The sequence below is a fragment of the Neorhizobium sp. LjRoot104 genome (assembly GCF_964253725.1).
In the GTDB taxonomy this organism is placed as follows: Bacteria; Pseudomonadota; Alphaproteobacteria; order Rhizobiales; family Rhizobiaceae; genus Neorhizobium.
In genome coordinates this window covers 371,412-397,350 of sequence record NZ_CAXURS020000002.1, presented here as the reverse complement: position 1 = coordinate 397,350, position 25,939 = coordinate 371,412, and the positions used below count along the sequence as shown (strand labels likewise).

The following is a 25,939-nucleotide window of genomic DNA, read 5'->3' as shown; positions in this document are numbered from 1 at the left end:
GCTGCTGCAGTGGGCCATGGGCCGCTAATCGGGCATCTTGTGACGGGTCTCGACACGCAATCAACAGATGCGGATCATCCGCCGGGAACGGACTGCGGATCATAGAGCGCTACTTCGCGTCGAATGGCATTGGCTGGCACAGCATCGCTTGTCGCGTTAGACACCGCTCAGGCCGCCGATTGGCCACAACGCCCGGTCACGGTTGTGGTGCCGCAGGCAGCCGACAACAACCCAGATGTACTCTGCCGCATCATCACGGACAATCTTTCCCTAGCGCTTGGGCAACAGTTCATCGTCGAGAACAGCGCTCGTGCCGCCAACGTCGTGGCTATATATTCCTCCATTCTGAAGAACCATGACGCTTTTTTGTCCCTAGCAGATGACGTTCCAACTCAGCGGAATCGCCCGTAGAAGCAGCGCTGTGCGTGAGGCTGCCAGTAATACATACCAGGTTAGAATGTCTCGTGAGGGCCGTAAGCAAGAGTGCAGGTTTGAAGCCGCCAGCACCTTCTCCAGACAACACGATATCGCGCTCAAAATTGACACGTCCAAAACTCGGCTTCCGAGACGCGGCGACTGGTTATCGGGCAGGCCGCGACACTTCGGGGTTGCGGCTGATATTGGACGACGGCAACGCGCATAGTTCGACTACACCACGTTACATGCGAGCCGGAGACCATGCCTGTTACGCCTTAAGATACCATCAGGCGTGAGTAGCGGCCTACACCGCCGCAGAGTGAGGTCGCTAGAAAACTCTCTGGAGGCCAACCATGCCGATGACAGCGAACTCTGATCTAATTTAGTCTCGCGAGAACTTCTTATAGAGGATTGCCATGATCTCCATGACAGCCGGATCCGCGATGAAATAGTAAAGCATTCGATGCTCGCGGCGGAAATCGACGATCCCCTCCTTCTTCAATTTCGCGAGGTGCTGGGACATGGAGGTTTGCGCAATGCCGGTCACTTCTATGATTGAAGATACATTTCTCTCCCCTTCGGCAAGTTCGCACAGGATGAGTAGCCGGTGACCATTCGCCAGTCCACTGAGGAATTCAGCGGCGTCACCTGCCTTTTCGGCTATGACCTCAGCAATCTTCATGGATATCTCTTTTGCGTCCCTCTTCATGTCATGTAGTGAATTTACGAATTCATATGTTAGTCAAGCTATGCCGTTGGTGCTTATGTGATTCAGTCATTGAGGCCATTAGAACGACGCATAGAGACGTGGAACATAGTTTCGCTTGAGGATATAGCGACGCCTGAGTCACTCCCATTTGTGTTGTCGGCCGCGTTTCGGCTGCAGGCGCTCGGCGATATTGATCAGCATCAATGTGATTGCAGCGCACGGGGCTTCTATTTCAAGATCACCGAACGAAGGGAGGAGCATATGAAAAGCGACAGAAACAAAGACGATATGCCGGCCTTGGGAACAGTGCCAAAAGGGCTGACTCCAGCCTTGGAATGCCGGCTGATAAACTGAACAGGGACTGACAGCGCCCTCGTGCAGGATTGACCGATTGCGTGAATTGGATAGTGGCATGAAGTCTCTTCCGGAACGAAAGTTTTTCGTAGCACTGCTTGCGGCTTTCGTGCTGACGGCAAGCGTATCTGGTTTCCTTGCGGTGCGGTTGGCTGTTCGAACGATTTATTGGTCCACTCACCAAAACAAACCAATCGAAGAGTGGATGCCGCTCGGTTATGTGGCTCATTCGCACGGCGTCTCGCCAATCATTCTGCAGACAGCGCTGGGGCTTCCGGCCGGCATCCGTGATCGAAGCCCACTCGGCGAAATAGCCAAGGGGCAAGGCAAGTCATTCGAGGAGGTTCGCAGAACTCTCGAAGCAGCAATTGCCGCCGAGCGCAATCAGGCCACCGAACCTGGCCGCGACCCCGTGGGCCAGTAGAATGGCGGAGCAACTCTTCATTCTGATCGACGAACGGGGCGTCTATGCGCTGTTCATCATCCTTATGGTGAATTGCCTGGGAGTGCCATTTCCGACTTCACTTATCATGTTGGCCATCGGGTCTCTCGCCGAGCAAGGGGAGTTGGCTTTCCTGCCATTCTTCCTCGCTGGCCTCTCCGGCGCAGTCGCGGGGGATCAAGCCGGATATTTCCTGGGACGCTTGGCGTCATCTCGGCTCTTCAAGCTGGCGAAGAGCAGTGAATGGCTCGAGAAAGCGCTGAAAAAGGCGGAGCAGCTTGAAACGCGATGGGGAGATGCAGGGATATTCTTCAGCCGCTGGCTACTCAGCCCCCTCGGACCCTATGTCAATCTGTTCGCGGGCATGAACCGTTATTCGTGGATCAGATTTTCGATTTGGGATGCTTTGGGGGAAGCAATCTGGGTGGGCGGTTACATGAGCCTCGGCGTGGCGTTCAGCAGAAGCATTCAGGCAGTTGCAGACCTCCTGGGCAACGTGACGTGGTTGGCTGCATCTGTCTTCATGACAGTCCTGTTCGGTTGGAAACTCTTTTCACTTCTGGCTTCAAGGAAACGAGCCGCTTCCCCATAGCACCGGGACTTGCCCGCAAAGCTTCGCACCGAAGCACTCCAATGGCGTTGCGAAACAAAAGCGTCTCGGCTCGAGATCTTGCCTGGCGACGCCTTCCCGCTACAAGGCCTCCACTACGGCTTTCAGCATGTCACGCACCTTTTCGGCCGGTGCCTTTAGCGCGGGATTCTCGACTGCCGCCATCGAGGCGACCGGATCGATGGCGGCGACCTCGATATTGCCATCCCCGACATCCTGCACGACGATATTGCACGGCAGCATAGTGCCGATTTTATCCTCGATCTCCAGCGCATCACGAGCAATTGCCGGGTTGCAGGCGCCGAGAATGCGGTAGTTGCGGTAATCGACGTCCAGTTTCTTCCTGAAGGTCTCCTTCACGTCGATCTCGCTAATGATGCCGAAGCCGGCGTTCTTGAGCACGTCGGTGGTTCGTTGCACGGCGTCGGCGAATGGGCAATGAAGTGTCTTGGCGAAATAGTAGCTCATGGGGTGTCTCCTCTGTTTCAGCTTGAGACCGGATTAGCATGGGTGAATTCGGGAGGCTCGAGTGACGGGTGATCCGGATGCGCTCCTCCCCTCAACACGATGTAGATGGCTGGGATGACGAGCACGGTAAGCAGCGTCGAGGACGCAAGCCCGAAGAGCAGCGAGATGGCCAGCCCCTGAAAGATCGGATCGGCCAGGATGACCACTGCGCCGATCATCGCGGCAAGAGCGGTCAGCAGGATCGGCTTGAAACGGATGGCTCCCGCTTCCAGCAGCACTTCGACCAACGGCCAGTCGGGCCGCCGCACATGCCGGATGAAATCGGCAAGCAGGATCGAATTACGCACGATGATGCCGGCAAGCGCGATGAAGCCGATCATCGACGTCGCCGTGAACGGCGCGTCGAACAGCCAGTGCCCCAGCATGATGCCGATGAAGGTGAGCGGGATCGGTGTCAGGATAACGAGCGGCAGCTTGAAGGAGCCGAACTGGGCGACGACAAGGATGTAGATACCGAGGATTGCCACCATGAAGGCGGCCCCCATGTCGCGGAATGTCACCCAGGTCACTTCCCATTCGCCGTCCCACAGAAGCGTCGGATGGGTCTCGTCATCAGGCTGGCCATGGAGCGCGATCACCGGCTTCGCCAGGTCGCCCCAGTCGATCTTGTCGAACGCCTCCTGCACGGCGAGCATGCCATAGATCGGAGCCTCGTAGGCGCCGGCAAGCTCGGCCATCACCATTTCGGCCGGACGGCCGTTATGCCGGAAGATCGGATAGGATGCCGGTTCCCGCTGCACGCTGACCACGTCGCCAAGCTCTACGATGCCGCGGCTGCCCGGCAGCGCGTTGGCCGGAACAGGTGTCGTCAACGCACGCTCGTCGAGCGTCCCCGCTTCCTTCGGCAGGGCCATGCGGATCGGGATCGGTTGGCGGCCGCCGCGATGGGAATATCCGACGGTCGAGCCGCCATAAAGATAGCGCAGCGTATCGTAGACGTCGGACTGCTCGACCCGATAATATTCGAGATTGTCCTGATCGATGGCGATGCGCATCCGCTCAGGCTGATTGTGATAGCTGTCGTCGATGTCGACGATGAAAGGCACGCTTTCAAAGGCTTCGCGCACTTTGCCGGCCACCGCGCGGCGGGTTTCGGCGTCCGGACCGTAGATTTCGGCAAGCAGAGTGCCGATTACCGGCGGGCCGGGCGGCGGTTCCACCACCTTCAGCACGGTCCCGGCCGGCAAGGCGAGACCCTGGAGACGCTCGCGCAAATCGAGCGCGATCGCATGGCTTGCGCGTTCCCGTTCGCTCTTGGCCGAGAGATTCACCGCCACCTGCCCCTGCTCGGGATTGGCGCGCAGATAATAGTGGCGCACCAGTCCGTTGAAATCGAAGGGGGCCGCGGTTCCGGCATAGGTCTGGAACGAAACGATCTCCGGCACCGCAGCAAGGCGATCGACGGCAACCTGCAGCGCGCGGTCGGTATCCTCGACTGAGGATCCCTTGGGCAGCTCAAGAACGACCTGGAGATCGGATTTGTTGTCGAACGGCAGAAGCTTCACGGTCACATGCTTGGTGTAAAGGAGCCCGAGCGAAGCCAGCGTGGCGAAGCCGACGATCAGGAGAAACGCCCAGGAACGCGCCTTAGTCTTGAGGACCGGCCGCGCAACCATAACATAAAGCCGGCCGAGCACGCCACCGCCCGAACCTTCCGCGTCATGCCCTGCAGCATCGCTCTCCCTGCTGACCTTCAGCATCAGCCAGGGCGTGAGGATCACGGCCACAAAGAAGGAAAACAGCATGGCGGCGGAAGCATTGGCCGGGATCGGGCTCATATAAGGGCCCATCATGCCCGATACGAACAGCATGGGGAGAAGGGCGGCTACCACGGTCAGCGTCGCGACGATGGTGGGATTGCCGACTTCCGCCACCGCATCGATCGCAGCCTCTCGGCGGGAGCGGCCGTCATGCATCGCCCAATGGCGCGCTATGTTCTCGATGACGACGATCGCGTCGTCGACCAGGATGCCGATCGAGAAGATCAAAGCGAAGAGGCTGACGCGGTTGAGCGTATAGCCCATGATCCAGGCGGAAAACAAAGTCAGCAGGATCGTCGTCGGGATGACCACCGCAACCACGATAGCCTCCCGCCAGCCGATGGCGACGGCGACAAGCACGATGATCGAGACCGTCGCCAGCCCGAGATGGAACAGAAGCTCGTTGGCCTTCTCGTTTGCGGTCTCGCCGTAGTTGCGGGTGACCGTCATCTCGACATCCTTCGGGAAGATCTGGCCGCGCACCTGTTCGAGGCGGTGCTGGATCTCCTCGGCGATAACCACGGCATTGGTGCCTGGACGCTTGGCGATGGCGAGAGAAACCGCGGGAACCCGCTCCAGCCCATCCGCAACCTTGCGGATATCGGTGACGCGGTTTTCCGCCGGCGAGGTCGCCAGCACGACGTTTGCCACGTCCCGGACATAGACGGGACGGCCGTCGCGCGCCGTGAGCAGCAGGTTGCCGATCTCGGGCAGCGCCTGCAGGGTCTGGCCGGCGACGATGGCCCGCTGGCCGCCGTCGTCACGGACCGTGCCGATGCGGAACGAACGGTTGGCCCCTTCGATCTTGGCCGCGAGCTGCTGGAGGGTGATGCCGTAGAGCGAGAGCTTGCGGGGATCCGGTTCCACACGGAACTGTTCCGGCTGTTCACCGACGATGTAGGTCAGGCCGATATCCGGCAGCTTCGCGACCTCGACTTGCAGTTCCCGCGCCAGCCTGGTCAGGTCGTTCGCCGTCCAGCGCGCGGCTGTCTTCTCGTTCGGCCTCAGGTTGACGACGACGATCGCCACGTCATCGATACCGCGGCCGACGATCAGCGGCTCGGGAATGCCGACCGGAATGCGGTCCATGTTGGCGCGGATCTTCTCATGCACGCGCAGTATGGCGGCATCTGCATCGGTGCCGACCTCGAAGCGCGCCGTGACCAGCGTGCCGTCGTCCTCGGTTTGTGAATAGACGTGCTCGACCCCGTCTATGCTCTTGACGATGGTCTCGAGCGGTTCGGTGACGAGCTTGGCGGCATCCTCCGCGCGGAGCCCGTTCGCATCGACATGAATATCGACCATCGGCACGGAAATCTGCGGCTCCTCTTCGCGCGGCAGCGCCAGCAAAGCGACGATGCCGAGCGCCAGCGCCGCCAGTAGAAAAAGCGGCGTCAGCGGCGAGGCAATGAAAGCGCGGGTGAGCCCGCCGGCAATTCCGACTTTCATGGCAGCAGAACCCGATCACCGTCGCGCAGACCAGACAGGACCTCGACACGCTTCAAGCCATCCTGTTCGAAACTTTCGCCCAGGATCACCGCGACATCGATCTGATCATTGCCCGCGGTCAGCTTGAGGTAATCGACGCCATGAACAGTGCGTACGGCTTCCGGCGGCACCGAGAGGACGGTGCGCTTGCCAACGGGAATCGATACCAGCGTACGCTCCTTGACAAAATAGTCGCCGATGCCACCGACTTCGACGTCGGCAATCACACGGCCATCGATAATTTCGGGATAGACCTTGATGATGCGACCCGGACGGGCGGCGGCCGTTTCCCCGGACGGCTGCGCGAGACCACGTTCGCCGACCATGACCTGCGAGCCCTGCACGATTTCGGCTGCATGCCGCTCCGGCAGCGACAGGCGCAGATAGTAGGGGCCTGGCGCAACCCGGGCGATCTCCTCTCCCGGCAGGATAACGGAACCCAGGGTCACCGGCACGGTGAGTACCCGGCCGGTCGCCGGTGCGAGAACCTCGCCTTCGCGGGTGCTCTGCTCGATCACCGCCTTTTCTGCCTGGGCGGCAGCAACCTGGTTGGTGGCGACCTCGAACTGCGTGCGCGCCTGATCCAGCCGGGATTGGCTGGCTGTCCCCGTTTCCCTGAGTTGCTGCGACCGTTCAAGCTCGATACGCGCATTGGCAAGCTGCGAATTGAGCGCCTCGATCTTGGCGGCCGCTGCGCCGAGTTGCAGCGCGAGCTTCTCGTCGACGATGAGCGCAATGGTCTGCCCTTCCCGGACCTGATCGCCTTCGCCGATGCGAATCTCCTCGACGGAGCCGCCGATGCGGGCGCGGGCAGGGACCACGATACGGCTTTCGACCTGACCGAAAACAGCCTTCATCTCGGTAATTGTGACGGGCTTCACAACGAACTCGGCTGCCCGGGCATGCTGGACTGAAAGGGCCGACATCGCAAGGAGAACGGCGCCGGAAAGGTGAACGACAGGTCGAAACATGGAGGAACTGTTCTTCTGGGCTGCGGCAGCATCGCCTGTTGCGCCCGATATTGGAGGGGTGAACACGGCCTGGTGTCCATTCATCAGTCGAAAGCCGTTCCCGGCTTGATCCCGAGCTTCTTGAAGGCAATCGCGGCCGGGCAGAAGCCGGTGACCGAAGCCTGCATCAGGTTCAACCCGACGAAGACCGTCAGCAGAAACCACCAGACCGACACGTAAAGACCGAGTGCCAGGGATACGAGGACCATGAAGCCGGCAAACATCATGACGGCGCGATCGATTGTCATTGTCTTCTCCTTTGTCGTCCCGGGACGGCTCTCAATCGGCCGTCTCCATATGGATTTCCTTCAGTTTCTTGATCCCGAGCATGTCGAGGACGAGATTCTCGTAAAACGTGTCGCTCTTGCCCTGCCGCACCTTGTGCAGGAAGTATTTCTCGAAGCCCACCTTGGCGGCGTGAACCCAGCGTCCCTGCGATGACCAGTTGACGTTGCGCGGCGGGATCTGCGGCTGCGCCACGAAGGCGATGCCGTCGTCGCCGAAGTCCGCCAGGCAGACCGCATTCCAGCTCGCGACCGCCTTCGGCTCCTCGCCCTTGACCGAGGCTGCGATATTCTCCGCTGTCGCCGTGACCATGGATTCGATCATGAAGCCCGTTTTCGGCACGCCGACCGCCAGCGGCGTTTTACCGACAGGCGGAATGGCGACACAGACGCCAACCGCAAAGACATTCGGATAGGCCGGATTGCGCTGATGCTTGTCGATGACGACGAAGCCCCGCGGATTGGTCAACCCCTCGATGCCGGCGACGGCCGGTACGCCACGGAAGGCCGGCAGGAGCATCGAGAAGGCAAACGGCAGTTCGTGCACGGTCTTGACCGAACCGTCGTCATTCACTTCCTCGACGAAGAGCTTGCCCGGCTCGACCTTCGTCGTTCTGGCATTGGTGATCCATTTGATATGACGCTCCCTCAGAGCGCTTTCGAGAAGGCCCTTGGTGTCGCCGACGCCATCGAGCCCGAGATGGCCAATATAGGGTTCCGGCGTCACGAAGGTCATCGGCACCTGGTCGCGGACCCGCGCCTTGCGGAGCGCCGTCTCCAGGATGAAGGCGAATTCGTACGCTGGACCGAAGCAGGAGGCGCCCTGCGCGGCGCCCACCACGACCGGCCCCGGCGCCTGCACGAACTTGTCGAAGGCGGCTTTCGCTTGGACCGCATGGCCGGTCTGGCAGATGGACTGGGTATAACCGTCCGGACCAAGCCCGGGCACTTCGTCGAAGGCGAGACCGGGTCCGGTGGCGATGACCAGATAGTCGTAGCCGATGACCTCGCCGCCGTTGAGACGGATCGTATTGGAAGCCGGCTCGACCCGTTCTGCCCCTTCCGGACGCAGTTCGATGCCGCGCTGCTTCAATATCGGAACGAGGTCGACGGTAATGTCGTCGGGCTGCCTCCAGCCGACGGCGACCCATGGATTCGAAGGGACGAATGAATAAGTGCTGCCCAGATTGACGACGGTGACCCGGTCATCGCGTCGAAGCTTGGACTTTATCTCATAGGCCATTATGATTCCACCAAGACCTGCACCAAGGATGACGATGTGAGACATGGCATTTCCTCCAAAGCCGTTGCCTTATCTTTCCCGTTTCACGCCAACCCGCCTTGATCCGGCTCAATCTGGCCGGGTCGGGGAAATCCGGCCTTCGAAGCGAGCTCCTCGCCCGTCCGGCGGGCATCGGATGCCTTGCATATAACATTCAGATATTTTAAATTCAAGAACATGAATGTAGAAGAAATGATCCCAGCCGCGGAGTCGGCGGCCGAGCTGATGCGCAGCCTGTCTCATCCACAGCGCCTGCTGGTTTTGTGTGCTCTGGTGGGGGGCGAAAAATCCGTCGCGGAATTGCGCCAGGAGTTGCTGATCGAGCAGGTGCCGATGTCGCAACAGCTCATGCGGCTGAGGGCGGACGGGCTTGTGGAGGCGCGCCGCGAAGGGACCACGGTCTATTACCGCATCGCGCGACCCGAGGTGGCGGCCGTCGTCGCCGCGCTCTATTCGGCTTTTTGCGGGAGTTCGAAACCGAAGGCGTGACCGTGATCATGAGGCCGCAGCAAATAAGCATGACAATGCGGAGAGGCACCCTCTTCCGAGGGCGTCTCTCCGTTTAAATTGTCACAGCGGTCGATTGTCGACCCTGGTCGGCGCGGATTGGGACCGCTTTTGCGCCGCGTCATCCATCAGTTCGTACCACATGGCATTGAGGACGGCGAAGGCTGCCGCGAGCGGCAGTCCGAGAAGCCAGGTTGACGGGGATCAATGAAGCCCGGCCGGCAAGATAGTTCTCTGAAATCCCCAATTAGGGGAAAAGGAGAGGTATCATGGAAAGACGACATACGCTTCTGGTTGCTGCCTTGGCAACAACTAGCCTCATGGCAACCGGCGCATTTGCGCAGGGCTACGGCCCTTGGTTCGGCGCACGCATGGGACCTGGAATGATGTATGGAAATGGCCGTGCCGCCATCATTGACCAGAACGATGACGGCCGGATCAGCAGCGAAGAAGCTGCCGCGTCAGCGGAGGAAGTATTCACGGCCATGGATGCCGACGACGACGGACAGATCACCAAAGACGAATACATGGCTGTCCGGATGGGCCCCGGCTGGGGCTGGAACACGGAGCGCCAGGCTGCCATGCAGGCCAATAAGGAAGCCCGCTTCGGCGAGATGGACGCTGACAAGAATGGCTCCGTTAGCAAGGTGGAGTTCCTTGCGACAGCCCAGACTCATTTCAAAGCCGCCGATCAGGACGGCGACGGACAGGTGAACCCATGGGAATACCGGCGGGGTCGCTGGCTCTGATTTGAGTACTTCGCCGATCCGCCTTTCTTCGGCTCTGGCCAATTCTCTCCGGTCGCGGTGTCGTTCCGATGGAAGGGACACCGCAACTTGCCGCCACTTTGCGATGTCAGCAAATCGATGTCGCATGTAGCCGTCCGCTGCCCGCGACAAAGACTGATATACCGGATTCCTGTTTGACGATCGAAAGCCGGATGACGAAAAGCACCTGCAAGCAGTTCCCGCAAAGGAGGTGAAGGCGTGAAAACCGAGCGCGATCGCCGTATATCTGTTTCACGCAAACCTGGCCTGCCAAGGTGGGCGCTTGTCTCACTCTATCTCGGTTTAGCGGTCCTACCGCTTTTCCTCGCCGCAACCGGCAATGTTCCTCCTGCTTCCCCCTTCGCCGAAGGCGCAGCGGCAGCCGGGATGGTTGGCATGGTGATGATGGTTGCTCAATTGGGCAGCAGCGGGCGTAGCCCCCTCCTGTCAGGGCGCATTGGCATCGATGTGACCATGGCATTCCACAAATGGGCCGCGCCCGCTGCTTTGGCCTTGCTGGTGGCACATCCGATACTTCTGGCCGGGCCATTCGATGTCTCAGCTCCCTCCCGGATACTCGCAAGGCTTGGGAACCTGTTGGTCGCTCCGAGACTGATGACAGGTTTGTTGGCACTGGTCCTCTTCCTCCTGATCACGCTGACAGCCGTCCTGCGTGACCGCCTGCCTGCGGGCTATGGACTGTGGCGGCTGAGCCACGGCGTGTTGGCGCTGGTTGCGCTGATCTTTTGTCTGGAGCATATGCTTGCGCAGGGGACCTATGCCGCCGATCAACGACTGCGGCTCTTCTGGCTGGTTCTGACGCTCGGCGCGATCCTGATCTCGCTTTTACGGCATCTCATTGTCTGGCGCCGCGCGCCGTGGCGAGTGGCAGATATCACGCGCGCGGCAGACCGGCTTTGGATCTTGCAGCTCGAAAACCGGCGCGACCTTTCCTTCCGGGCGGGACAATTCGTCTGGCTCCGCTTTGGTCGCAGCCTTTCCGACCACCCCTTCTCCATTGCATCGGCACCCTGCGAAAAGCGCCTCAATTTCCTCATTCAGGAAGCCGGTGATTTCACCTCGCAGATCGGCACGGTGCCCGTCGAATCACACGTGGCCATAGACGGTCCGCATGGGAGCTTCACCCTCGACGGGCTACCGAAAAGCGACACCCTCATCCTGATTTCGGGCGGTGTCGGGTTGGCGCCTATTCTTTCCATTCTCTCTGACCTTGGTCATGGTAGCGAATATCGCTGGATACGTCTTGTCCACACGACCCGCAGCCAATCCGCCCTCATCGCGCCCGAATTTTTGAAAGCCGCCTGCCCGTCGGCCGAAATCACCATTCTGGCAGATGACGCAACGGCGGGCGATGCGCCCGTGGGCCGCGGACCACTCACTCCAGAGCACTTGCGAACTCTTTTGGCCGGCGTCGACCCATTCGCTGTGAACGTCCTTATTTGCGGCCCGAGCGGTATGATGACCTTCGCCACCGACGCCCTGCATGAAATGGGTGTCCCACTCGACCGCATACGATACGAGCGTTTTTCCTATGGCAGTGGCCCCGTCTCCGTAAAGGACCGACGTATTCTCATAGGATTTGTCGGCCTGTGCGCTGCCGTCATGGCCTTCGCATTCGGCTTCACGCTGCGCTGACCGGTCATTGGGCAACCAGCCAGTCGATCACCACCGCCCGCTCGGCCTCATCGGGCGTGTGGTGATTGGCAAACAGCGATGAAAGGGCCTCTCTTCGGGTGGCCGGTTCCCGGGGAAGTCTTCGCAGCACGCGTGCGGCCGAGGCATGGCACTGGCTGCAGCGCTTTTCGAAAAGTTCGGCACCGTCGGCGGCTCGCTGCGCAACGGTCAGATTGCCGGACGATCGCTCTTCGGCGAGACTGAGGCTCACGGACTTGCCATCGCCGAACGAGACGATGGGAAACACGGCATGGCCGGAGGCGGAAGATATAGGCGCCGGCATCGCACCTAAGATCAGGAACAGGAGGATTCGGCGCATTCCCGCCTCCCACGGTCGACGCAACGGAATGATCCTAGCACGTCCGTGCGCGCATCGCGATCATCCCGATGCCGGTCGCCTCCCTCGCCAAGCGTCGCCTCCTTCGCCGCACCAAGAAGATCGTCGCCTTGAAGGCCGACCTCCCACTGCTCATTGGCGTGCGCACCTCAGACCATCCTGAATGATCGCAAACTGACTGGTATACAAACTAGAGCGCTTATGTGATGGGCAAGCGTACGCGCACCTCGACGCCCTTATTTCTTCCGAGACGAGGAGACACGACGTCGACGGCGGCTCCGACCCGGTCTGCGATTGCCTTGACGATGGCGAGCCCGAGCCCCGATCAATCAATCCCGACGTTGCCGCGCTCGAACTGGCGCATCAGGCGATCCATCGCCTCTGGCGGGAGCATCGCTCCGTCGTTGGCAACACAAAGAACCCCTCCGGGGTCAAGCCCTCGATCACTGTCTGGATTGCCGCTGGCCCTGGCTCTCCCAAGCAGCAAGCAAATCCTCGATAAATGCCTCGCCCAGCTTGTTACGAGCGCCCTTGGGACGGCCGGGATTTCCGGCTTTGAACTGGAACTCGACGGGCGGCTCTCCCTTACCCGTATCCTTCCCGTTTTTTCGGGGCGTATCAGCCGTCTGGGTCACTCGACTCTTTCGAAATTCCCGCGCAATCTGTGATTGCTCAAACGACCGGGGAGTTGAATATGAGCGCGGAAGAATTCAAGTCTCGAAAGCCTGAACTCTCTGAAAGCGAGAAGGAGCTTATACGACGCTACATGCTGCGGGCCGCCATTCCCTCTGGGATCGCGCTCTCCGTATTAACGTTCGTTGGCGGCTTCCTGATCAACGAGGTTGCCAGAGGAGATGCCTACACAAAGGCATACGAAGCTGCTTCATCGCGGATACTTGATACCGCCTCCAAAACCGCGGAGGCTGCCGGGCAGGTCGCAGCGCTGAGAGAGCGTGGCGAAAAACTCGTTGACGAGTCCGAGCGAGCAATAACAGGCGTGAAATCCGCTCTTCAGGATGCAGAGGCTGCTTTGAACCGAGCCATTGGCCTTCAGAAAACACTTGAACAGATGCAGGCGGCACAGGCCGATGCCGTCGCGCGAAAGTTAGCCAACGACCAGCTTTTCGTCTCCAGCGTCACTGCGATTACTTCGAATGCGGTCATCCGAATAAACAGCGACCTCCAGCAGACTCAACAAACTCTTACGGCGATCAAGGCAAGTAACGGGGTTACGGCCATCCGAGGCACAGACCCAAGCGTTGCGAACCACGAAGGATCAGTGGACGGGCTTTCTGGAACTTATAACATCCACCAGGATTTTGTCGCCTGCCCTCCAGGAACCTTTGTGAGTGCAATTCAGGGCTTCGTCGGCTCGGGCGGCGTCCTTCGACAGATTAGATATGCATGTCGTTCAATCTGATCCCCATGCCGGCCGTTTTTCAGGACTGGCATAAGTTACCCCGAGGAGGTGCAAATGCGCGTCTGCGATTGCTCATCTCATGAAGCCAAGTCACCGCTACGACGGGTTGTCGTCGAGCAGTTCAGCGGGCCGTACCTGACGGCGATGCCACCTGATGGGGAGCAATCTGTGCGCCCGATGGCCGAGATGGCAACCTAACATTGCGATAAAATGCGGTTACGAAAGTGCTTCGTACCTAGAGTTGGTCGTTTAGGGACCGCATGTAACGTTAAGCGCACGAGACATCGGAGGCGGGCCGTGTGGGCGGCTCCCACTAATTTAGGTCATCGGTCTCTCCTGATACGGAAGACACGCCGCGGCGAGGCAACAGCGTGCAAACCTATCTACGCAACTTCTAATCTATCTGCGAACGATGGCCGAACGGATTGTGCACGTTTAACGAATGCCGATGAAGGCTTACCACTTTGTGGGGATGCTCGATCAGCTCTATCTGCCCCTGACGATCGTTGGCAGCTTACCGGGGGAACCTGCTTGAGCCTCGGCGGTTAGCTCCAACACCTCGCGTGCTGGAGAAGAGAGATGCCGCACCTAATCAGCTACATCATCACCCGACTGGCGGCTGGGTTCGTGATCGGCGCGGCTACCGCTTCGGCAATTATCATTGGGCCGCTCGGCGCTCACGAATTGTCTTACCAGCATCTCGCCACATGGCTCACCGTGTACGGCATCGGATCGAGTTTCGCTCTCGGCTACCTGGCGACTTCGCTTGCCTTTGAAGCGGAAGGCTAGCTGGCCATTTCAACTGCGGAGTGAGGCAACTTAAGGAGCATCGCTCATGAGCACAGCCCTCAAGAAGCGCAAGCAGCTCGACCAGTTCATGAGCCGCGTCATGGAGCCCCTTGCCGTGGGGCTCTACGGTCTCATGGCCGCTCCTCGCGGATTCCATGCTGGTAGAGGTTCATGATCAGCCTCGCGAGGCCAAACTGTCAAGCATGTTGTGCTTGCCGCGGCAGTCAGCCACGCTAGTTCAATTTCTTCCTTGAGATATCAAGCAGTGAGGTGAGCACGCGCGTTACTCCGGGAGGATGGTCGGGATCGGCGTTCCAATCTGCATCCGCCGAGCAGCGCGGACAGAGCATTCCGGCTGATCCGCGACCGCAGGAACGAGGCCCGCTCCAAAGCTTCTCTGGGTGGGCCTCACAGACCCAGCCAGAATACCGACATGTTTTGCACATTCTGGCGTCTCCGCTGCAAGGCGGAAGATGGAGTCGAGACCAATTTGGTCAACGAGATGGGACACGAAATAGAGACTGACGCTGTTGGAAACCGACAGATGCTCCACACACGGTCCGTCTTGAGAACCTCTGGAAGGAAGGGTTGTGGAATGATCGTTTCTGAGAATGGTCCTTGAGACTTCGTCGATATGGGGTCGATTTTTCGCTTCGCTTGACACCGCGACGCCGAGCGCGGCAAGAACCTTGCGTTTCGCACTATCGGGAACCGGGACCTCCACGGTTTCCGGGCTTGGCTTTGTCAGGTTGATCCCATGCGCTCTTGCCAATCGATCGAGATGCGTATCCATGGAACGTCACTTTCTGCGAACACTTTCTAAATTCAGCCCTGAGTGGATTGAGTGCTGGAGATGACGGCCCAGGGTGATAAAGTTTCATCGGTAGATGATCCCAGCGAAAAAAGCCGCTCAGCTGACGGAGACGTCGGCAAACGCGCTGGCTCGTCCGACAGGTTCGCAACCAGGTGTAGCGTCGCCCCATCTTTCAGCACCCACTCGACAACAGTCACGCTGCCTTCCTGTCGGAAGGCTGCGCGCCGAATAGTATCATCGCGTCCGAAGCAGCCTTGTAGGCTCCCATGAGGTTTTCCCTGCCTTCCTCGTCGGGCCAATAGAACACACACCCTCAAATGTAAGGCCGGCGGCAATCCGCCGATCGCGTTCGGCGTTGCATCGCTTGGACTGACCAAGAGTAGCCCCCACCGGCCTGTCTGAAAGTCGTATCGCTGGCGCAGCCGCATCCATAAACTCAGGTCAAAACAAAATGGCGATAAATTTGTCCCGCGCCGCCAGGGATTGGTGGAGTTAGGCAAACGTGAAAATGCGCGCCAATTCAGTGCTCGAAATAGGGATGGTGCCAAAAGAGGCCTCAATGGATTGAACGCAGTCGAGCTTGTGAACTGGTCGCCCAGGCTTGGCGCGACTGATTCACCACGGTCAGCGTCTCTGCATGTGCGATTGATGACGTTTCATTCAACAGAAATCGCATGGCCTGTCGCCGTATAGATACGTCCGATAATTGCATTGTCGGACGTATTTGGATAAAAAACGAAATGGATTGCGACGTCAAGTAAACGAGCCGCCATCTGCTCCAGGGTCCCTTCTCATCACCGCAAATTGAGCCTATATATAGCTAGACAGCCTAGCTAGATCGGAGCAGACGCATGGAATGGCAGCTACAGGATGCTAAGAACCAATTTTCGAAGGTGGTCCAGAAGGCCCGCCATGAAGGACCACAGGAGATTACCGTGCGCGGCGAACGGACCGCTGTGGTTCTATCCGCCCGTGACTATGATGCTTTGCGCGCCGGCCGGCCGACACTTGTCGACGCACTGCTTAACGGTCCGGTCTGGGACGATGAACTCGTGGAGGCGGTCGGAGCGCGCAGCCAAAGCCCCAGCCGCGACGTGGCTTTCTGATGTACCTCGTCGATACCAATATTGTCTCGGAAGCGCGGCGCGGCACGCTGGAGGCCGTATCATGGTTGCGTTCAGTCGATCCCCTGAGCGTTCACCTGAGCGCCCTGACTTTGGGGGAGATCATGCGCGGGATTGCACTGAAGCAAAAAGCAGACCCGCGCGCAGCAGCTCATCTGACCGAATGGTTACGCAAGCTGCGCCACGATCACATCGATCGCATCTTGCCGATCACCGATGAAATCTCTGTCGAATGGGGCCGCATCGCCGCGATCCGTCCCCGCGGCGACATCGACGGGCTGATCGCTGCAACGGCCATCGTCCATGACCTGATCCTGGTCACACGCAACGTCAAGGACTTCGAAGACACGGCGGCGGCCTTGATCAATCCATGGGAACTGTGAGATGAGCAACTTAATCCAGGGGCAAGCTGAAGCATTCGACTCTTCTATTTCGCGAGCCGATCTCCCCTCCCCTGCTCCTCAGCCGGGGCTCACCCTGCCAAGCCACCTTCAGGATTTCACCGACCGTGCAAGCGGCTATGTCGAAGCCGCGAGTTCAGCCAATACCCGAAAAGCCTATGCCTCCGATTGGAAGCATTTTTCAGCCTGGTGCCGGCGCTCGGGCTTGTCTCCCCTTCCCCCGCATCCACAGTCGGTCGGCCTCTACATCACTGCCTGCGCCTCGGGATCCGTGGAGCGTGGAGGTAAGGCAAATGCCGTTGCTACGATCGAACGCCGTCTCTCATCGATTTCCTGGAATTATGCGCAACGCGGCCTGAGCCTGGATCGCAAGGATCGATGGAGGTTCGTGGCCATCGACATCAACGGCTCGAGGCACTAAATCGATAATGTTGCCCTTTCCGAGCAATGGCGGAACGCGGGTTGTGGTAAAGGAGTGGAGATCCTTCGGCTTCTCTATCTGGACTGCTGACTCAGTCCGCTCTGGTTCAGCCTTCTTCCCCGATCCGCCTGAGGCTCTGTTGCACGAGCCGCCTGTCCAGCCGAGGAAGAGGGCTCGGCCGCCATCTGTACGGCTCCGGCTCAAACGCCGGAAGCAGCAATATCCGCGTCGAGACGCTCGCGAGCCTTCTTGGGCAGTTTCGCGGTCTTGATGGCCTCCAGGTTGGCAGGCGTGTTGCCGACAACGACGAGGCCGATCATGCCCATGCCGACATGCGGCGAGCATTTCACGGCATAAGCTCCCTCTACGTCGAACGTCACCTTCACGCTTTCGTTCATCTGGCCCTTGAACGGCTTTGCGCCTTCCGGGATCAGCCCGTCGATGGTTTCCGCATTGTGGGATTTGTCGGTCGGGATGAAGGTGACGGTATCGCCCTTGGCGACCTTGAGGGAGCTCGGTTCGAAGACCATCGCGCCGTCCTTGCCCTTGTTGAGCATGTGCACTTCGAAATCGGCAGCCGACGCCACCGTTGCACAGGTAGCCGTGACGATCGCCGCGCCGACCAGGGATGCCAAAATCTTCTTCACTTCCTACTCCTTTTCTAAGAAGCCCTCGGCTTCGTTGAATTCAACCTAGCGCAAAAAAGCCGGTGCTTATTGACCTACGACAAACGGCTCGAAGTTTCCTCGCGGCCACTTTGACGTTGGCTAGTGGCTGATGACGCTCACGTCGTCCAACCCGCCTGGCGCAACGTCTTCAGAAGCGGCGCATACCACCGGGTGGACTTGACCAGGCGAAAACCCAGATTGTCCGGCGGCGTCCCGACCGCGCAGCCGCCGCCTTTCGGATCACGGATGAAGGAGCTCATCGGCGAGCGATGCGGCCCCACGGTCACGTAGACGCCGCAAATCTCCTCGGAGGCTCGAACCGACCCGTTCACATAGAGATGGACCCTGCGATGGCAGGTGGACGTCCATTCCCAGACGTTGCCGCCGAAATCGGCCACACCATATTCGTTTTCCCCGAAACTTCCGGTCGGCCGGGGCACGGGATCGCCTGTGGCCCGCTGGCGCGCTTCGCGCTCGTAGTCGGCAAGCCACCGCAGCGCAGGGTTCTTGTTGTCGGGATCGAGGCCGAGAGCATCGTCCGGGAACCTCTTGCCGGCGGCCTGGGCCAGTTGTTCGTCGGTTGGCAGGGTCCAGTATTCACCGGTCACCTCGGAGAGCCAGTGGGCGTAAGCCGTGGCGTCGTCGAAGCTCACTCCGGTGGCGGGAACGTCCGCCCTCGGCAAGGGCGCTTCAGACGATCTGCAGGCGCCCGCCGATACGCACGCCCGGTATTCCAGGGCAGTGACGTGATTTTTCATGATGGTCAGGCTCGGTCCCGCGACCATCGTCTTCATTGGCGGATCGACCGGTGCCGTGCCCTTCAGGAATTCCCCGTCGCTCCTGTAGCTATAGGTGCGAGAAGGAACGACGACCGTCACCGGTTCATAGACCGCGCCCTCTGGGGGCGCAGGCTTCATGAAACCCGCCTGATGGAAGATACCCGCTGCCAGCACGGCGATCAGCGTGATCGGAAGCCCGGTATGGAGGAGCGAGAGCCTTGCCCCGTCGTGTGTCCATGGCATGTTCGCCTCCCAAGGCGAAATCTGGCGCAAGAGATGGGTGTTGAAGGCCGGCCGGGAGCACGCCCACGCAATGCTCCCGGCCGTTTGCGATCAGCTGCCGCTCGGCGCCAGGACCGACGTCATCAAGTCGTCGTTCCAATCGCCGGTGACCTTGAAATGCGCCGCCGCGCCCAGTTCGAAGGCCTCGATCAGGTTATGGTTGACGTAGGCGTATATGCCGGGCTGTTGGAAGGTGTAGAACGCAGCGCCCGCTGCGCCGCCCGGGATGAACCATGTTTCCTGGTCGAGTTCCGGAGGATTGGCGAACTTGCCGGTCGCCCAGACATAGTCTCCGTGGCCGCCGATAAGGTGGGGTCGCGTATCACGGTTTGCCTGCGAATGGACGATGAGCACCTTCTCGTTGACCGCGGCGGTCATGGCGTTCTGGCCCGTCAAGGCGCCGACGGCCCCGTTGAAGACGATATGCGTCGGGGTCAGCGTCCGCATGACCTTGAGCGTGTCCTCGTAGGCTTCGCCGGCGCTGGCGTATTTCTTGAATTTGCCGTTCTCGTCGCGCGGGACGTAGAAATCCTGTTCGCCCACGTAGTAGATCTTGTCGTAGGTCAGCGATTTCCCGTTGCCGTCCTTGAGGCCATCGCGCGGCAGCACCATGATGGCGCCGTTCATGCCCGAGGTAACGTGCCACGGCACCATTCCGGGAGGTGCGCAGTGGTAAACGAAGACGCCGGCCTTGGTCGCCTTGAACCTGAGAATGGTTTTCTCCCCGGGATTCACCACCGTCAGCGCCCCGCCACCGAGCGCGCCGGTCGCCGAGTGGAAGTCGATATTGTGCTGGAGTTCGTTCGTGTCGGGGTTGATGAGGGTGAGCTCGACGTAGTCGTCCTGATGGACGACCATGAGCGGCCCCGGAACCGACCCGTCGAAGGTCATCGCATTGATCTCGGTGCCTTCCTTGTCAAGGACGAGCTTCTTCTCATGAATGGTCAGGGTAAATTCGACCACCTTTGGAGGGCCGTCGGCCTTCTGGGCATGGGCGTGGACGAAAGGCGGCTTAACGAGCTCGATCTTTTCGCGTCGGAGGCGCGAGAGGTCGCTCGGCTTCATCTTTGCGGGAGGCGCTTCGTCCGCATGGGCAAAGGAAGCCTGCACGACCGGTGCGATCGCGCCAACGAAGGCTGCCCCCGCAAGGATCGAGCGTCTGGTCATCTGAATCTTGTCGGTCATGGTTTCTTTCCTTCGGAACAAGGGGCGGAGTAAATCGCCGTCCTCTGGAAATAGAATTTACGTCCACACCGACGACTTCTCTTTGACGTGAAACAAACAGGGCTTGGGCATTTGCTTGTGCTTTCGCAAGAAAATAGGGAAATCTAGTCTGTGCGTCTGGCTGTGAAACTATCACGGTGGACTCAGTTTCGGGAGATGCGCCAACATCAGCCCTTCGGAAAGAGATGCGATGAGGCCCGCAGATTAAAACAAGCCCCCCAACCACCTATAGATCCGGCATGAGAATGGATGGCACCCTTCTCGATCATCCGCCGGAAACCGGTGCGTGCAAAATGATGACTCCGATCGCAGGCAACTCACCGTGCTCAAAGCGGACGCACGAATGGTTGGGAGCTAGGTGACGGATGCGGGTAGGACGCGTACTGCGAATGTCACTGTACCGCCGGGTTGAACTTTCGTAAGCGACGGCTCGTACACCATCACACCGCCTGGGGATTTCGTCTCGCCGGGACTGACGACTTGCGTATCAGGTGGTTTGACGCCGAAGCGAGCCTGAGTGCGCAGCCTGTATGCAGTGCAGGCGTATCCCTTATGCTGCGCCCGAGATCTTAGAACCCGGAATACGTCGAATGACCCGGCGACATTCGTCCATTTGCGCGAGCGCAAAGACAGCCGCTTCTTTCTTCGCAATCTGAGGGACATGAAAGCCGATGCCACCATTCCCCGCCACTACGCCAATCTCCAGGATTTCGTAGCCCTCCTGGAAAGCAGGGGCCGGCTGAAGCGCATATCGCAGCCCGTCTCGCTGGTCCACGAGATCACCGAGATCCACCGCCGGGTCCTTATGGAAGAAGGACCCGCGCTGCTCTTCGAAAAGCCGGTCGATGCCTGCGGCAATACGCTCGCGATTCCGCTTCTCGCCAATCTGTTCGGAACCCGCGAGAGAATAGAGTGGGGCCTCGGGCTCGGAGCCGGCGGCATCCCGCAACTGGCCGATTTTCTCAGCGAATTGCGCGAGCCGCGACCGCCGAAATCGATGCTCGACGCATGGCGGAAACTTCCGCAGCTGAAGGCGGCGCTCTCGCTGAACCCGCGCTTGGTCTCGCACCCGCCATGTCAGGAGATCGTCTGGCAAGGAGCCGATATCGATCTCGACCGGCTGCCGATCCAGTCCTGCTGGCCCGGTGAGCCAGCGCCTCTCGTCACCTGGCCGCTGGTGATCACGCAGGCGCCGGACGATCCGACGGATGTCAATGTCGGCGTCTACCGGATGCAGAAACTCGGCAAGGACCGCCTGATCGTCCGCTGGCTCGCTCATCGGGGCTGTGCAAGACACCACCGGATGTGGCAGGCGCTCGGCCGCGACATGCCCGTCGCTGTCGTCGTCGGGGCCGATCCGGCGACAATACTCGCGGCCGTCATGCCCCTGCCGGACAAAATGAGCGAATTGAATTTCGCCGGCGTCCTGAAAGGCAGGCGCCAGGAGGTTGCGTCCGGATTTTCGGCACCGCTCCCCGTTCCCGCCGAGGCGGAGATCGTATTCGAGGGCACGGTCTCCGCCTCCGAGATGGCGGACGAGGGTCCTTACGGCGACCACACCGGCTATTACAACGCCGTCGAGAGTTTCCCCGTGCTCTCCCTTTCGGCGATCACCATGCGCCGCGATCCGCTTTATCTCTCCACCTATACCGGGCGGCCGCCGGATGAACCGTCCAGGCTCGGCGAAGCCATGAACGAGCTGTTCGTCCCGTTGGTTCGGCGCCAGTTCCCCGAGATCCGCGATCTCTGGCTGCCCCCGGAAGCCTGTTCCTACCGGACCATGGTGGTTTCGATCGACAAGCGCTATTCGGGCCACGCCCGGCGGATGATGATGGGCCTGTGGTCGATGCTGCCGCAGTTCAGCTACACCAAGCTGATCATCGTCGTGGATCCCGACATCGATGTCCGAAACTGGCCGGATATCATGTGGGCGATTTCCACCCGCTTCGATGCCAGCCGCGACCTCATGGTGGTAGACAATACGCCGATCGACTATCTCGACTTCGCCTCTCCGCAACCGGGCCTCGGCGGCAAGGTGGGGCTGGATGCCACGACCAAGATCGGTTCCGAGACGGTCCGGGAATGGGGGCGGGTTCTCGAAATGTCTCCCGAGGTCATCGAAAAGGTCGATCGGATATGGGCATCGCTCGGCCTCGGCGAGGCTTCGCCATGACAGCCCAATCATTTGCGGCGCGTCGCAACGCCTGTCCGCCGGCCAATGGGCCGACTTCAATGCAATCCTTAAACCATCATCGAAAAGGAGCACATCATGACTGAAATTTGCTCAGATACGACAGTCGCAGCGGTCGCCACGGAACTGCCGGGAGCCGCCGAGCTTTTCCGCCGTCACGGCATCAGCTTTTGTTGCGGCGGCGACATACCCCTCTCCATCGCCGCAGAGCAGGCAGGCCTCGCCCCAGCGGCTTTGATCGCCGATCTCAAGGCTCTTGAACAGGCATCGGGACGGAATGCGCCGCAGGAAACACTGGCCTTGATCGCGCATATTCTCAACAGGTATCACGCCGCTCATCGCGAGGAACTGGATTGGCTCATTCCTCTCGCTCAGAAAGTCGAACGAGTGCACGGCAACCATCTTTCCGCGCCGATCGGACTTTCCGAGCTGCTGACACAGCTACGCGATGACCTGGAAAGCCACATGACCAAGGAAGAGCAGGTGCTTTTCCCGATGATGCGGCGCGGCGGTAGCCAGATGATTGCCCATCCGATCGCAGAACTGCGGCGCGAACATGAAGACGAAGCGCAGCATCTGCAGACGATCGAGCACGTGACGCGCGGCCTCGCCCTGCCCGACGGTGCCTGCAGATCCTGGACGGCGCTCTATACCGGGCTGCGCAAATTCACCGACGATCTGGTCGTCCATATGCATCTCGAAAACGAAGTGCTGTTTCCAAGATTTCAATCGGTGTCGTAGAACGTGGGGAAAGCGGTAAACCTTGCCGCAACACCGTCGACCTGAGGAAGAGCGATGCATATCGAACGGGACCCGAGCGGCGACTTTATCCTGGAATCCGGCGAGATCGCCGCCCGGTTCGGGCTATCTCGCGACGATTTCCGGCAGAGAATCCGCCAAGGTCTGGTGACGAGCACGGTCGAGCGTGGCGAAGCCGAGGATATCGGAACGTCCCGCTTGAGCGTTCGCCTCGGAAACCGCCTTTGGCGCGCCATCCTGAACAGCGAAGGCGAAGTTCAAAGCGAAAGCGTGACTTTCGTTCGTGGCAGGGGCCGATCCAGCGGATCCTGACGCCGACGCGTTTTTATCGGCTCTCACGGCTCTCACGAAAGAACCATCACCCTCTTTGCGATAGCTCAAACACGGCCGCCCCCGCAGCCGATAGCGTCTGCCTGCATGTCCGCAGGATGCATAAAATGGAATTCCCCCGCTTGCTCGCCATTCCCTTGAACTACATGCCGCTTGCGGCGATCGAACGAGCGGCGGGACTGCTGTTCGGGCGCGTCCTGAAGGAACACCCGGACCTGTTCGAACGGCTGGGCGAGTACAAGGCGAAACGCTTTGCCTTTCTTCCGAGCGACCTGCCGCTCGCCTTCATCCTGGAGCCGGCAGGGCCGTCCATCCGCGTCATGCGGAAACCGGCGACGCAGGACCCGGCCGATGCCGCGGTCGAAGGGCCGCTCTTCCTGCTGCTCGCCCTGCTCGAAGGCCGATGCGATGCGGATGCACTGTTCTTCTCCCGCGATCTTTCCGTCACGGGCGACATGGAAGCCATGCTGGCGATGCGCAACGCGCTCGACGGCACCGACATCGATTTGCCGCGCGACCTGTCGAGGCTCGCCGGTCCTCTTGCACCCCTCTTCGGACGGATGGGGGAAAGCATCCGGCGCCACGCACTGAACAACGAGACGTCCTCATGGAACTGATCTGCCCCGCCGGAACGCCGGCAGCCTTCCGCGAAGCCGTCGATGCGGGCGCCGACGCTGTCTATTGCGGCTTTCGCGATGAAACCAACGCCCGCAATTTCCCCGGCCTCAATTTCAGCCGCGAGGAATTGCGCGAGGCGATCTCCTATGCCCGCCGGCACGGCACCCAGACCTTCGTCGCCCTCAATACCTTCATGCGGGCCGGAGACGAGGACATCTGGTACCGCGCCGCCGCGGACGCCGTCACCCTCAAGGCCGATGCGCTGATCCTTGCGGATTTCGGGCTGATGGCGCATGTGGCGGAGCATTATCCCGAGCAGCGCCTGCATGTCTCGGTTCAGGCCTCCGCCTCGAATGTCGATGCAATCAACTTCCTCGTCGAGGCCTTCCATGCCAGGCGGGTCGTGCTGCCGCGAACGCTCACCATTGCCGACATCGCCCGCATCGCGCCCAAGATTCGATGCGAGATCGAGGTTTTTGTGTTCGGCGGGCTATGCGTCATGGCCGAGGGCCGCTGTTCCCTCTCCTCCTACGCGACGGGGAAGTCGCCGAACATGAACGGCGTCTGCTCGCCGGCAAGCCATGTGCGCTATCTCCAGGAGGGCAAGGAACTGGTTTCCGAACTCGGCGACTACACGATCAATCGCTTTCCTGCCGGCGAAGCGGCAGGCTATCCCACCCTGTGCAAGGGCCGTTTCGATATTGCCGACAGTCCCGCCTACGCATTCGAGGACCCAGTTTCCCTCGATGTGATGGGCGAGATCGACGCGCTTTCGGCAGCGGGCGTCAGCGCCCTGAAGATCGAAGGCCGCCAGCGCGGCAAGGCCTATGTCGCCGAAGTCGTTTCGACCCTGAAAAAGGCCCTGTCGGCCAGCCCGGCGCAACGAACGTCTCTGCTGATGCGGCTGCGCGGCCTGAGCGAAGGCCAGAAGACCACGTCGGGCGCCTACGAGAAGCGCTGGAGATGAGCATGAGCCGGACCACTTCGCCCGCCTTGACGATGGGACCTGTCTATTATCTCTGGGATGGTCCCAAATGGCGCGATTTCCATTTCCGTATCGCCGATGAGGCGCCGGTAGAACGCGTGGTGATCGGCGAAACCGTCTGTTCCAAGCGGCAGCATTTCATCGAACCGCATATCGCCGAGGTGATCGAGAGACTGGAAGCCGCAGGCAAGACCGTGGCTCTCTCGACCTTGTCGCTCGTCACCCTGGAGCGGGAGAGCCGGCAGATCCGCGAGCTCGTCGCCGACAGCGAACACGTGATCGAGGCCAACGACCTCTCCGCCCTCGGCCTGCTGAACGCCAAGCCCCACAGCATCGGCCCCCTGGTCAACGTCTACAACGCACCGACGGCGAGGCTGCTCGCCGGCCGGGGAGCGATCAGCATCTGCCTGCCGCCGGAATTGCCCTTCACGTCGGTCGAAAAAATCGTCGCCGAGGCGCCGGCAATTGCCTTTGAGGTCTTCGCCTTCGGACGCATGCCGCTCGCCATCTCGGCGCGATGCGCTCACGCCAGGTCCAAGGGCAAGATCAAGGACAATTGCCAGTTCGTCTGCGGCGAAGACCCGGACGGCCTGCCGGTGAAGACCCTCGACCGGCAATCCTTCCTGGCGCTCAACGGCGTGCAGACCGTGTCCCATACCTGCCAGGCCCTGCTCGGCGAACTCGCCGGCCTCGCCGCTTGCGGTATCTCGGCGATCCGCCTGTCGCCGCAGGACTGCGACATGGTGGCAGTCGCAAGGCTTTATCGCGCCGTGCTCGACGACACTCTGGACGCGGACGAGGCGATCATGCGGCTGCGCGAAATCTATCCGGCGGCTCCGTTGTCGAACGGTTTCCATCATGCTCGCGAAGGCGCTGCCTGGGTGGCGCGCGCCCGCGATACGGCCCACGGGCAAGCTTGAGCGGTTAGATCGCTTGCCTTACGA

General features: G+C 60.3%; 28 protein-coding genes and 2 pseudogenes. 17 read left to right on the top strand and 13 right to left on the bottom strand.

Annotated features, from left to right (window positions below):
• Positions 1-799: 799 nt before the first annotated feature.
• Entirely contained in the window at positions 800-1,099 is a 300-nt protein-coding gene (locus ACSQ8R_RS24065; protein WP_436255883.1) for an ArsR/SmtB family transcription factor, read from the bottom strand.
• 439 nt (positions 1,100-1,538) lie between these two features.
• Here ACSQ8R_RS24065 and ACSQ8R_RS24060 point away from each other — a divergent pair, with 439 nt between their 5' ends.
• Positions 1,539-1,904, top strand: coding sequence for a hypothetical protein (locus ACSQ8R_RS24060; protein WP_436255882.1), 366 nt, complete (start codon positions 1,539-1,541; stop codon positions 1,902-1,904).
• 1 nt (position 1,905) lies between these two features.
• Positions 1,906-2,514 (top strand): DedA family protein, encoded by a 609-nt coding sequence (locus ACSQ8R_RS24055; RefSeq protein ID WP_436255881.1) that lies wholly within the window; start codon positions 1,906-1,908, stop codon positions 2,512-2,514.
• A gap of 99 nt (positions 2,515-2,613) precedes the next feature.
• Here the strand turns inward: ACSQ8R_RS24055 and ACSQ8R_RS24050 are convergent, their stop codons facing one another.
• The 5 genes from ACSQ8R_RS24050 to ACSQ8R_RS24030 form a co-directional block, all read right to left on the bottom strand.
• Positions 2,614-3,000 carry a DUF302 domain-containing protein gene (locus ACSQ8R_RS24050; RefSeq protein WP_436255880.1) on the bottom strand — a complete coding sequence of 129 codons (387 nt, stop codon included), beginning with the start codon at positions 2,998-3,000 and terminating at the stop codon, positions 2,614-2,616.
• Between the two features lie 17 nt (positions 3,001-3,017).
• Positions 3,018-6,269, bottom strand: a complete 3,252-nt coding sequence (locus ACSQ8R_RS24045) for an efflux RND transporter permease subunit (RefSeq protein ID WP_436255879.1) — start codon at positions 6,267-6,269, stop codon at positions 3,018-3,020.
• Entirely contained in the window at positions 6,266-7,279 is a 1,014-nt protein-coding gene (locus tag ACSQ8R_RS24040; protein WP_436257265.1) for an efflux RND transporter periplasmic adaptor subunit, read from the bottom strand. The genes ACSQ8R_RS24045 and ACSQ8R_RS24040 overlap by 4 nt, the downstream gene beginning before the upstream one ends.
• Positions 7,280-7,362: 83 nt before the next feature.
• Positions 7,363-7,566 (bottom strand): YgaP family membrane protein, encoded by a 204-nt coding sequence (locus ACSQ8R_RS24035; RefSeq protein WP_436255878.1) that lies wholly within the window; start codon positions 7,564-7,566, stop codon positions 7,363-7,365.
• 31 nt (positions 7,567-7,597) lie between these two features.
• Complete coding sequence (locus tag ACSQ8R_RS24030) at positions 7,598-8,890, bottom strand: NAD(P)/FAD-dependent oxidoreductase (protein ID WP_436255877.1); 1,293 nt, start codon at positions 8,888-8,890, stop codon at positions 7,598-7,600.
• A 186-nt stretch (positions 8,891-9,076) separates the two neighbouring features.
• On the opposite strand from ACSQ8R_RS24030, the gene ACSQ8R_RS24025 reads away from it, so the two are divergent.
• On the top strand, positions 9,077-9,373 hold the full coding sequence (locus ACSQ8R_RS24025) for an ArsR/SmtB family transcription factor (RefSeq protein WP_436255876.1): 297 nt from the start codon (positions 9,077-9,079) through the stop codon (positions 9,371-9,373).
• Positions 9,374-9,454: 81 nt separating this feature from the next.
• Here the strand turns inward: ACSQ8R_RS24025 and cydX are convergent.
• Positions 9,455-9,586: pseudogene (gene cydX / locus ACSQ8R_RS24020) on the bottom strand (cytochrome bd-I oxidase subunit CydX); the annotation flags it as partial.
• Positions 9,587-9,660: 74 nt separating this feature from the next.
• On the opposite strand from cydX, the gene ACSQ8R_RS24015 reads away from it, so the two are divergent.
• Both ACSQ8R_RS24015 and ACSQ8R_RS24010 read left to right on the top strand, forming a co-directional pair.
• Positions 9,661-10,140: an EF-hand domain-containing protein gene (locus ACSQ8R_RS24015; RefSeq protein ID WP_436255875.1), complete on the top strand. Its 480-nt coding sequence runs from the start codon at positions 9,661-9,663 to the stop codon at positions 10,138-10,140.
• Positions 10,141-10,377: 237 nt separating this feature from the next.
• Positions 10,378-11,814 (top strand): ferredoxin reductase family protein, encoded by a 1,437-nt coding sequence (locus ACSQ8R_RS24010; protein ID WP_436255874.1) that lies wholly within the window; start codon positions 10,378-10,380, stop codon positions 11,812-11,814.
• A gap of 4 nt (positions 11,815-11,818) precedes the next feature.
• On the opposite strand, the gene ACSQ8R_RS24005 is transcribed toward ACSQ8R_RS24010, so the two are convergent.
• A complete protein-coding gene (locus tag ACSQ8R_RS24005; RefSeq protein ID WP_436255873.1) occupies positions 11,819-12,172 on the bottom strand; it encodes a hypothetical protein in 354 nt (117 codons plus the stop codon).
• A 712-nt stretch (positions 12,173-12,884) separates the two neighbouring features.
• On the opposite strand from ACSQ8R_RS24005, the gene ACSQ8R_RS24000 reads away from it, so the two are divergent.
• From ACSQ8R_RS24000 to ACSQ8R_RS23990, 3 genes are all read left to right on the top strand, one after another.
• Positions 12,885-13,610 (top strand): hypothetical protein, encoded by a 726-nt coding sequence (locus tag ACSQ8R_RS24000; RefSeq protein WP_436255872.1) that lies wholly within the window; start codon positions 12,885-12,887, stop codon positions 13,608-13,610.
• Between the two features lie 579 nt (positions 13,611-14,189).
• Positions 14,190-14,399 (top strand): hypothetical protein, encoded by a 210-nt coding sequence (locus ACSQ8R_RS23995; RefSeq protein ID WP_436255871.1) that lies wholly within the window; start codon positions 14,190-14,192, stop codon positions 14,397-14,399.
• A 46-nt stretch (positions 14,400-14,445) separates the two neighbouring features.
• Positions 14,446-14,574 (top strand): hypothetical protein, encoded by a 129-nt coding sequence (locus ACSQ8R_RS23990; protein ID WP_436255870.1) that lies wholly within the window; start codon positions 14,446-14,448, stop codon positions 14,572-14,574.
• A 108-nt stretch (positions 14,575-14,682) separates the two neighbouring features.
• On the opposite strand, the gene ACSQ8R_RS23985 is transcribed toward ACSQ8R_RS23990, so the two are convergent.
• Together ACSQ8R_RS23985 and ACSQ8R_RS23980 are read right to left on the bottom strand one after the other, a co-directional pair.
• On the bottom strand, positions 14,683-15,192 hold the full coding sequence (locus tag ACSQ8R_RS23985; protein WP_436255869.1) for a hypothetical protein: 510 nt from the start codon (positions 15,190-15,192) through the stop codon (positions 14,683-14,685).
• 32 nt (positions 15,193-15,224) lie between these two features.
• On the bottom strand, positions 15,225-15,641 hold the full coding sequence (locus ACSQ8R_RS23980) for a DUF3459 domain-containing protein (RefSeq protein WP_436255868.1): 417 nt from the start codon (positions 15,639-15,641) through the stop codon (positions 15,225-15,227).
• Between the two features lie 423 nt (positions 15,642-16,064).
• Between ACSQ8R_RS23980 and ACSQ8R_RS23975 the strand changes: the two genes are divergently transcribed.
• The 3 genes and pseudogenes from ACSQ8R_RS23975 to ACSQ8R_RS23965 all read left to right on the top strand — a co-directional run.
• A complete protein-coding gene (locus ACSQ8R_RS23975; protein ID WP_436255867.1) occupies positions 16,065-16,319 on the top strand; it encodes a type II toxin-antitoxin system Phd/YefM family antitoxin in 255 nt (84 codons plus the stop codon).
• A complete protein-coding gene (locus tag ACSQ8R_RS23970) occupies positions 16,319-16,720 on the top strand; it encodes a type II toxin-antitoxin system VapC family toxin (protein WP_436255866.1) in 402 nt (133 codons plus the stop codon). Before ACSQ8R_RS23975 ends, ACSQ8R_RS23970 begins: the two co-directional genes overlap by 1 nt.
• Position 16,721: 1 nt before the next feature.
• Positions 16,722-17,117 (top strand): annotated as a pseudogene (locus tag ACSQ8R_RS23965) (hypothetical protein); the annotation flags it as partial.
• A gap of 242 nt (positions 17,118-17,359) precedes the next feature.
• On the opposite strand, the gene ACSQ8R_RS23960 reads toward ACSQ8R_RS23965, so the two are convergent.
• The 3 genes from ACSQ8R_RS23960 to nirK all read right to left on the bottom strand — a co-directional run bounded on the left by ACSQ8R_RS23960 (position 17,360) and on the right by nirK (position 20,073).
• Positions 17,360-17,797, bottom strand: coding sequence for a pseudoazurin (locus ACSQ8R_RS23960; protein ID WP_436257264.1), 438 nt, complete (start codon positions 17,795-17,797; stop codon positions 17,360-17,362).
• Between the two features lie 146 nt (positions 17,798-17,943).
• The gene (locus tag ACSQ8R_RS23955) at positions 17,944-18,849 is read right to left on the bottom strand and encodes an SUMF1/EgtB/PvdO family nonheme iron enzyme (RefSeq protein WP_436255865.1); all 906 of its coding nucleotides are present in this window, start codon (positions 18,847-18,849) and stop codon (positions 17,944-17,946) included.
• Between the two features lie 90 nt (positions 18,850-18,939).
• Positions 18,940-20,073, bottom strand: a complete 1,134-nt coding sequence (gene nirK / locus ACSQ8R_RS23950) for a copper-containing nitrite reductase (RefSeq protein ID WP_436255864.1) — start codon at positions 20,071-20,073, stop codon at positions 18,940-18,942.
• Positions 20,074-20,773: 700 nt separating this feature from the next.
• On the opposite strand from nirK, the gene ACSQ8R_RS23945 reads away from it, so the two are divergent.
• The 6 genes from ACSQ8R_RS23945 (at position 20,774) to ubiV (ending at position 25,915) form a co-directional block, all read left to right on the top strand.
• Entirely contained in the window at positions 20,774-22,285 is a 1,512-nt protein-coding gene (locus ACSQ8R_RS23945; protein ID WP_436255863.1) for a UbiD family decarboxylase, read from the top strand.
• A 96-nt stretch (positions 22,286-22,381) separates the two neighbouring features.
• Entirely contained in the window at positions 22,382-23,044 is a 663-nt protein-coding gene (ric, locus tag ACSQ8R_RS23940; protein WP_436255862.1) for an iron-sulfur cluster repair di-iron protein, read from the top strand.
• A 54-nt stretch (positions 23,045-23,098) separates the two neighbouring features.
• Positions 23,099-23,374 carry a DUF6522 family protein gene (locus ACSQ8R_RS23935; protein ID WP_436255861.1) on the top strand — a complete coding sequence of 92 codons (276 nt, stop codon included), beginning with the start codon at positions 23,099-23,101 and terminating at the stop codon, positions 23,372-23,374.
• A gap of 125 nt (positions 23,375-23,499) precedes the next feature.
• Entirely contained in the window at positions 23,500-24,009 is a 510-nt protein-coding gene (gene ubiT / locus ACSQ8R_RS23930; protein ID WP_436255860.1) for a ubiquinone anaerobic biosynthesis accessory factor UbiT, read from the top strand.
• Complete coding sequence (gene ubiU / locus ACSQ8R_RS23925) at positions 24,000-24,977, top strand: ubiquinone anaerobic biosynthesis protein UbiU (protein ID WP_436255859.1); 978 nt, start codon at positions 24,000-24,002, stop codon at positions 24,975-24,977. Before ubiT ends, ubiU begins: the two co-directional genes overlap by 10 nt.
• A gap of 2 nt (positions 24,978-24,979) precedes the next feature.
• The gene (ubiV, locus tag ACSQ8R_RS23920; protein WP_436255858.1) at positions 24,980-25,915 is read left to right on the top strand and encodes a ubiquinone anaerobic biosynthesis protein UbiV; all 936 of its coding nucleotides are present in this window, start codon (positions 24,980-24,982) and stop codon (positions 25,913-25,915) included.
• The last annotated feature ends 24 nt before the right edge of the window (positions 25,916-25,939 follow it).

What these genes read in the sequence shown, in the direction of transcription:
- ACSQ8R_RS24030 (WP_436255877.1), bottom strand. Translation starts at nt 8,890, where the DNA reads ATGTCTCACATCGTCATCCTTGGTGCAGGTCTTGGTGGAATCATAATG.
- ACSQ8R_RS24065 (WP_436255883.1), bottom strand. Translation starts at nt 1,099, where the DNA reads ATGAAGATTGCTGAGGTCATAGCCGAAAAGGCAGGTGACGCCGCTGAA.
- ACSQ8R_RS23975 (WP_436255867.1), top strand. Translation starts at nt 16,065, where the DNA reads ATGGAATGGCAGCTACAGGATGCTAAGAACCAATTTTCGAAGGTGGTC.
- ACSQ8R_RS23935 (WP_436255861.1), top strand. Translation starts at nt 23,099, where the DNA reads ATGCATATCGAACGGGACCCGAGCGGCGACTTTATCCTGGAATCCGGC.
- ACSQ8R_RS23955 (WP_436255865.1), bottom strand. Translation starts at nt 18,849, where the DNA reads ATGCCATGGACACACGACGGGGCAAGGCTCTCGCTCCTCCATACCGGG.
- ACSQ8R_RS23995 (WP_436255871.1), top strand. Translation starts at nt 14,190, where the DNA reads ATGCCGCACCTAATCAGCTACATCATCACCCGACTGGCGGCTGGGTTC.
- ACSQ8R_RS24025 (WP_436255876.1), top strand. Translation starts at nt 9,077, where the DNA reads ATGATCCCAGCCGCGGAGTCGGCGGCCGAGCTGATGCGCAGCCTGTCT.
- ACSQ8R_RS24035 (WP_436255878.1), bottom strand. Translation starts at nt 7,566, where the DNA reads ATGACAATCGATCGCGCCGTCATGATGTTTGCCGGCTTCATGGTCCTC.
- ubiU (WP_436255859.1), top strand. Translation starts at nt 24,000, where the DNA reads ATGGAACTGATCTGCCCCGCCGGAACGCCGGCAGCCTTCCGCGAAGCC.
- ACSQ8R_RS24000 (WP_436255872.1), top strand. Translation starts at nt 12,885, where the DNA reads ATGAGCGCGGAAGAATTCAAGTCTCGAAAGCCTGAACTCTCTGAAAGC.
- ACSQ8R_RS24005 (WP_436255873.1), bottom strand. Translation starts at nt 12,172, where the DNA reads ATGCGCCGAATCCTCCTGTTCCTGATCTTAGGTGCGATGCCGGCGCCT.
- ACSQ8R_RS23985 (WP_436255869.1), bottom strand. Translation starts at nt 15,192, where the DNA reads ATGGATACGCATCTCGATCGATTGGCAAGAGCGCATGGGATCAACCTG.
- ubiT (WP_436255860.1), top strand. Translation starts at nt 23,500, where the DNA reads ATGGAATTCCCCCGCTTGCTCGCCATTCCCTTGAACTACATGCCGCTT.
- ACSQ8R_RS24055 (WP_436255881.1), top strand. Translation starts at nt 1,906, where the DNA reads ATGGCGGAGCAACTCTTCATTCTGATCGACGAACGGGGCGTCTATGCG.
- nirK (WP_436255864.1), bottom strand. Translation starts at nt 20,073, where the DNA reads ATGACCGACAAGATTCAGATGACCAGACGCTCGATCCTTGCGGGGGCA.
- ubiV (WP_436255858.1), top strand. Translation starts at nt 24,980, where the DNA reads ATGAGCCGGACCACTTCGCCCGCCTTGACGATGGGACCTGTCTATTAT.
- ACSQ8R_RS23945 (WP_436255863.1), top strand. Translation starts at nt 20,774, where the DNA reads ATGAAAGCCGATGCCACCATTCCCCGCCACTACGCCAATCTCCAGGAT.
- ACSQ8R_RS24050 (WP_436255880.1), bottom strand. Translation starts at nt 3,000, where the DNA reads ATGAGCTACTATTTCGCCAAGACACTTCATTGCCCATTCGCCGACGCC.
- ACSQ8R_RS23990 (WP_436255870.1), top strand. Translation starts at nt 14,446, where the DNA reads ATGAGCACAGCCCTCAAGAAGCGCAAGCAGCTCGACCAGTTCATGAGC.
- ACSQ8R_RS23980 (WP_436255868.1), bottom strand. Translation starts at nt 15,641, where the DNA reads ATGCGGCTGCGCCAGCGATACGACTTTCAGACAGGCCGGTGGGGGCTA.
- ACSQ8R_RS24045 (WP_436255879.1), bottom strand. Translation starts at nt 6,269, where the DNA reads ATGAAAGTCGGAATTGCCGGCGGGCTCACCCGCGCTTTCATTGCCTCG.
- ACSQ8R_RS24060 (WP_436255882.1), top strand. Translation starts at nt 1,539, where the DNA reads ATGAAGTCTCTTCCGGAACGAAAGTTTTTCGTAGCACTGCTTGCGGCT.
- ric (WP_436255862.1), top strand. Translation starts at nt 22,382, where the DNA reads ATGACTGAAATTTGCTCAGATACGACAGTCGCAGCGGTCGCCACGGAA.
- ACSQ8R_RS24040 (WP_436257265.1), bottom strand. Translation starts at nt 7,279, where the DNA reads ATGTTTCGACCTGTCGTTCACCTTTCCGGCGCCGTTCTCCTTGCGATG.
- ACSQ8R_RS24015 (WP_436255875.1), top strand. Translation starts at nt 9,661, where the DNA reads ATGGAAAGACGACATACGCTTCTGGTTGCTGCCTTGGCAACAACTAGC.
- ACSQ8R_RS23970 (WP_436255866.1), top strand. Translation starts at nt 16,319, where the DNA reads ATGTACCTCGTCGATACCAATATTGTCTCGGAAGCGCGGCGCGGCACG.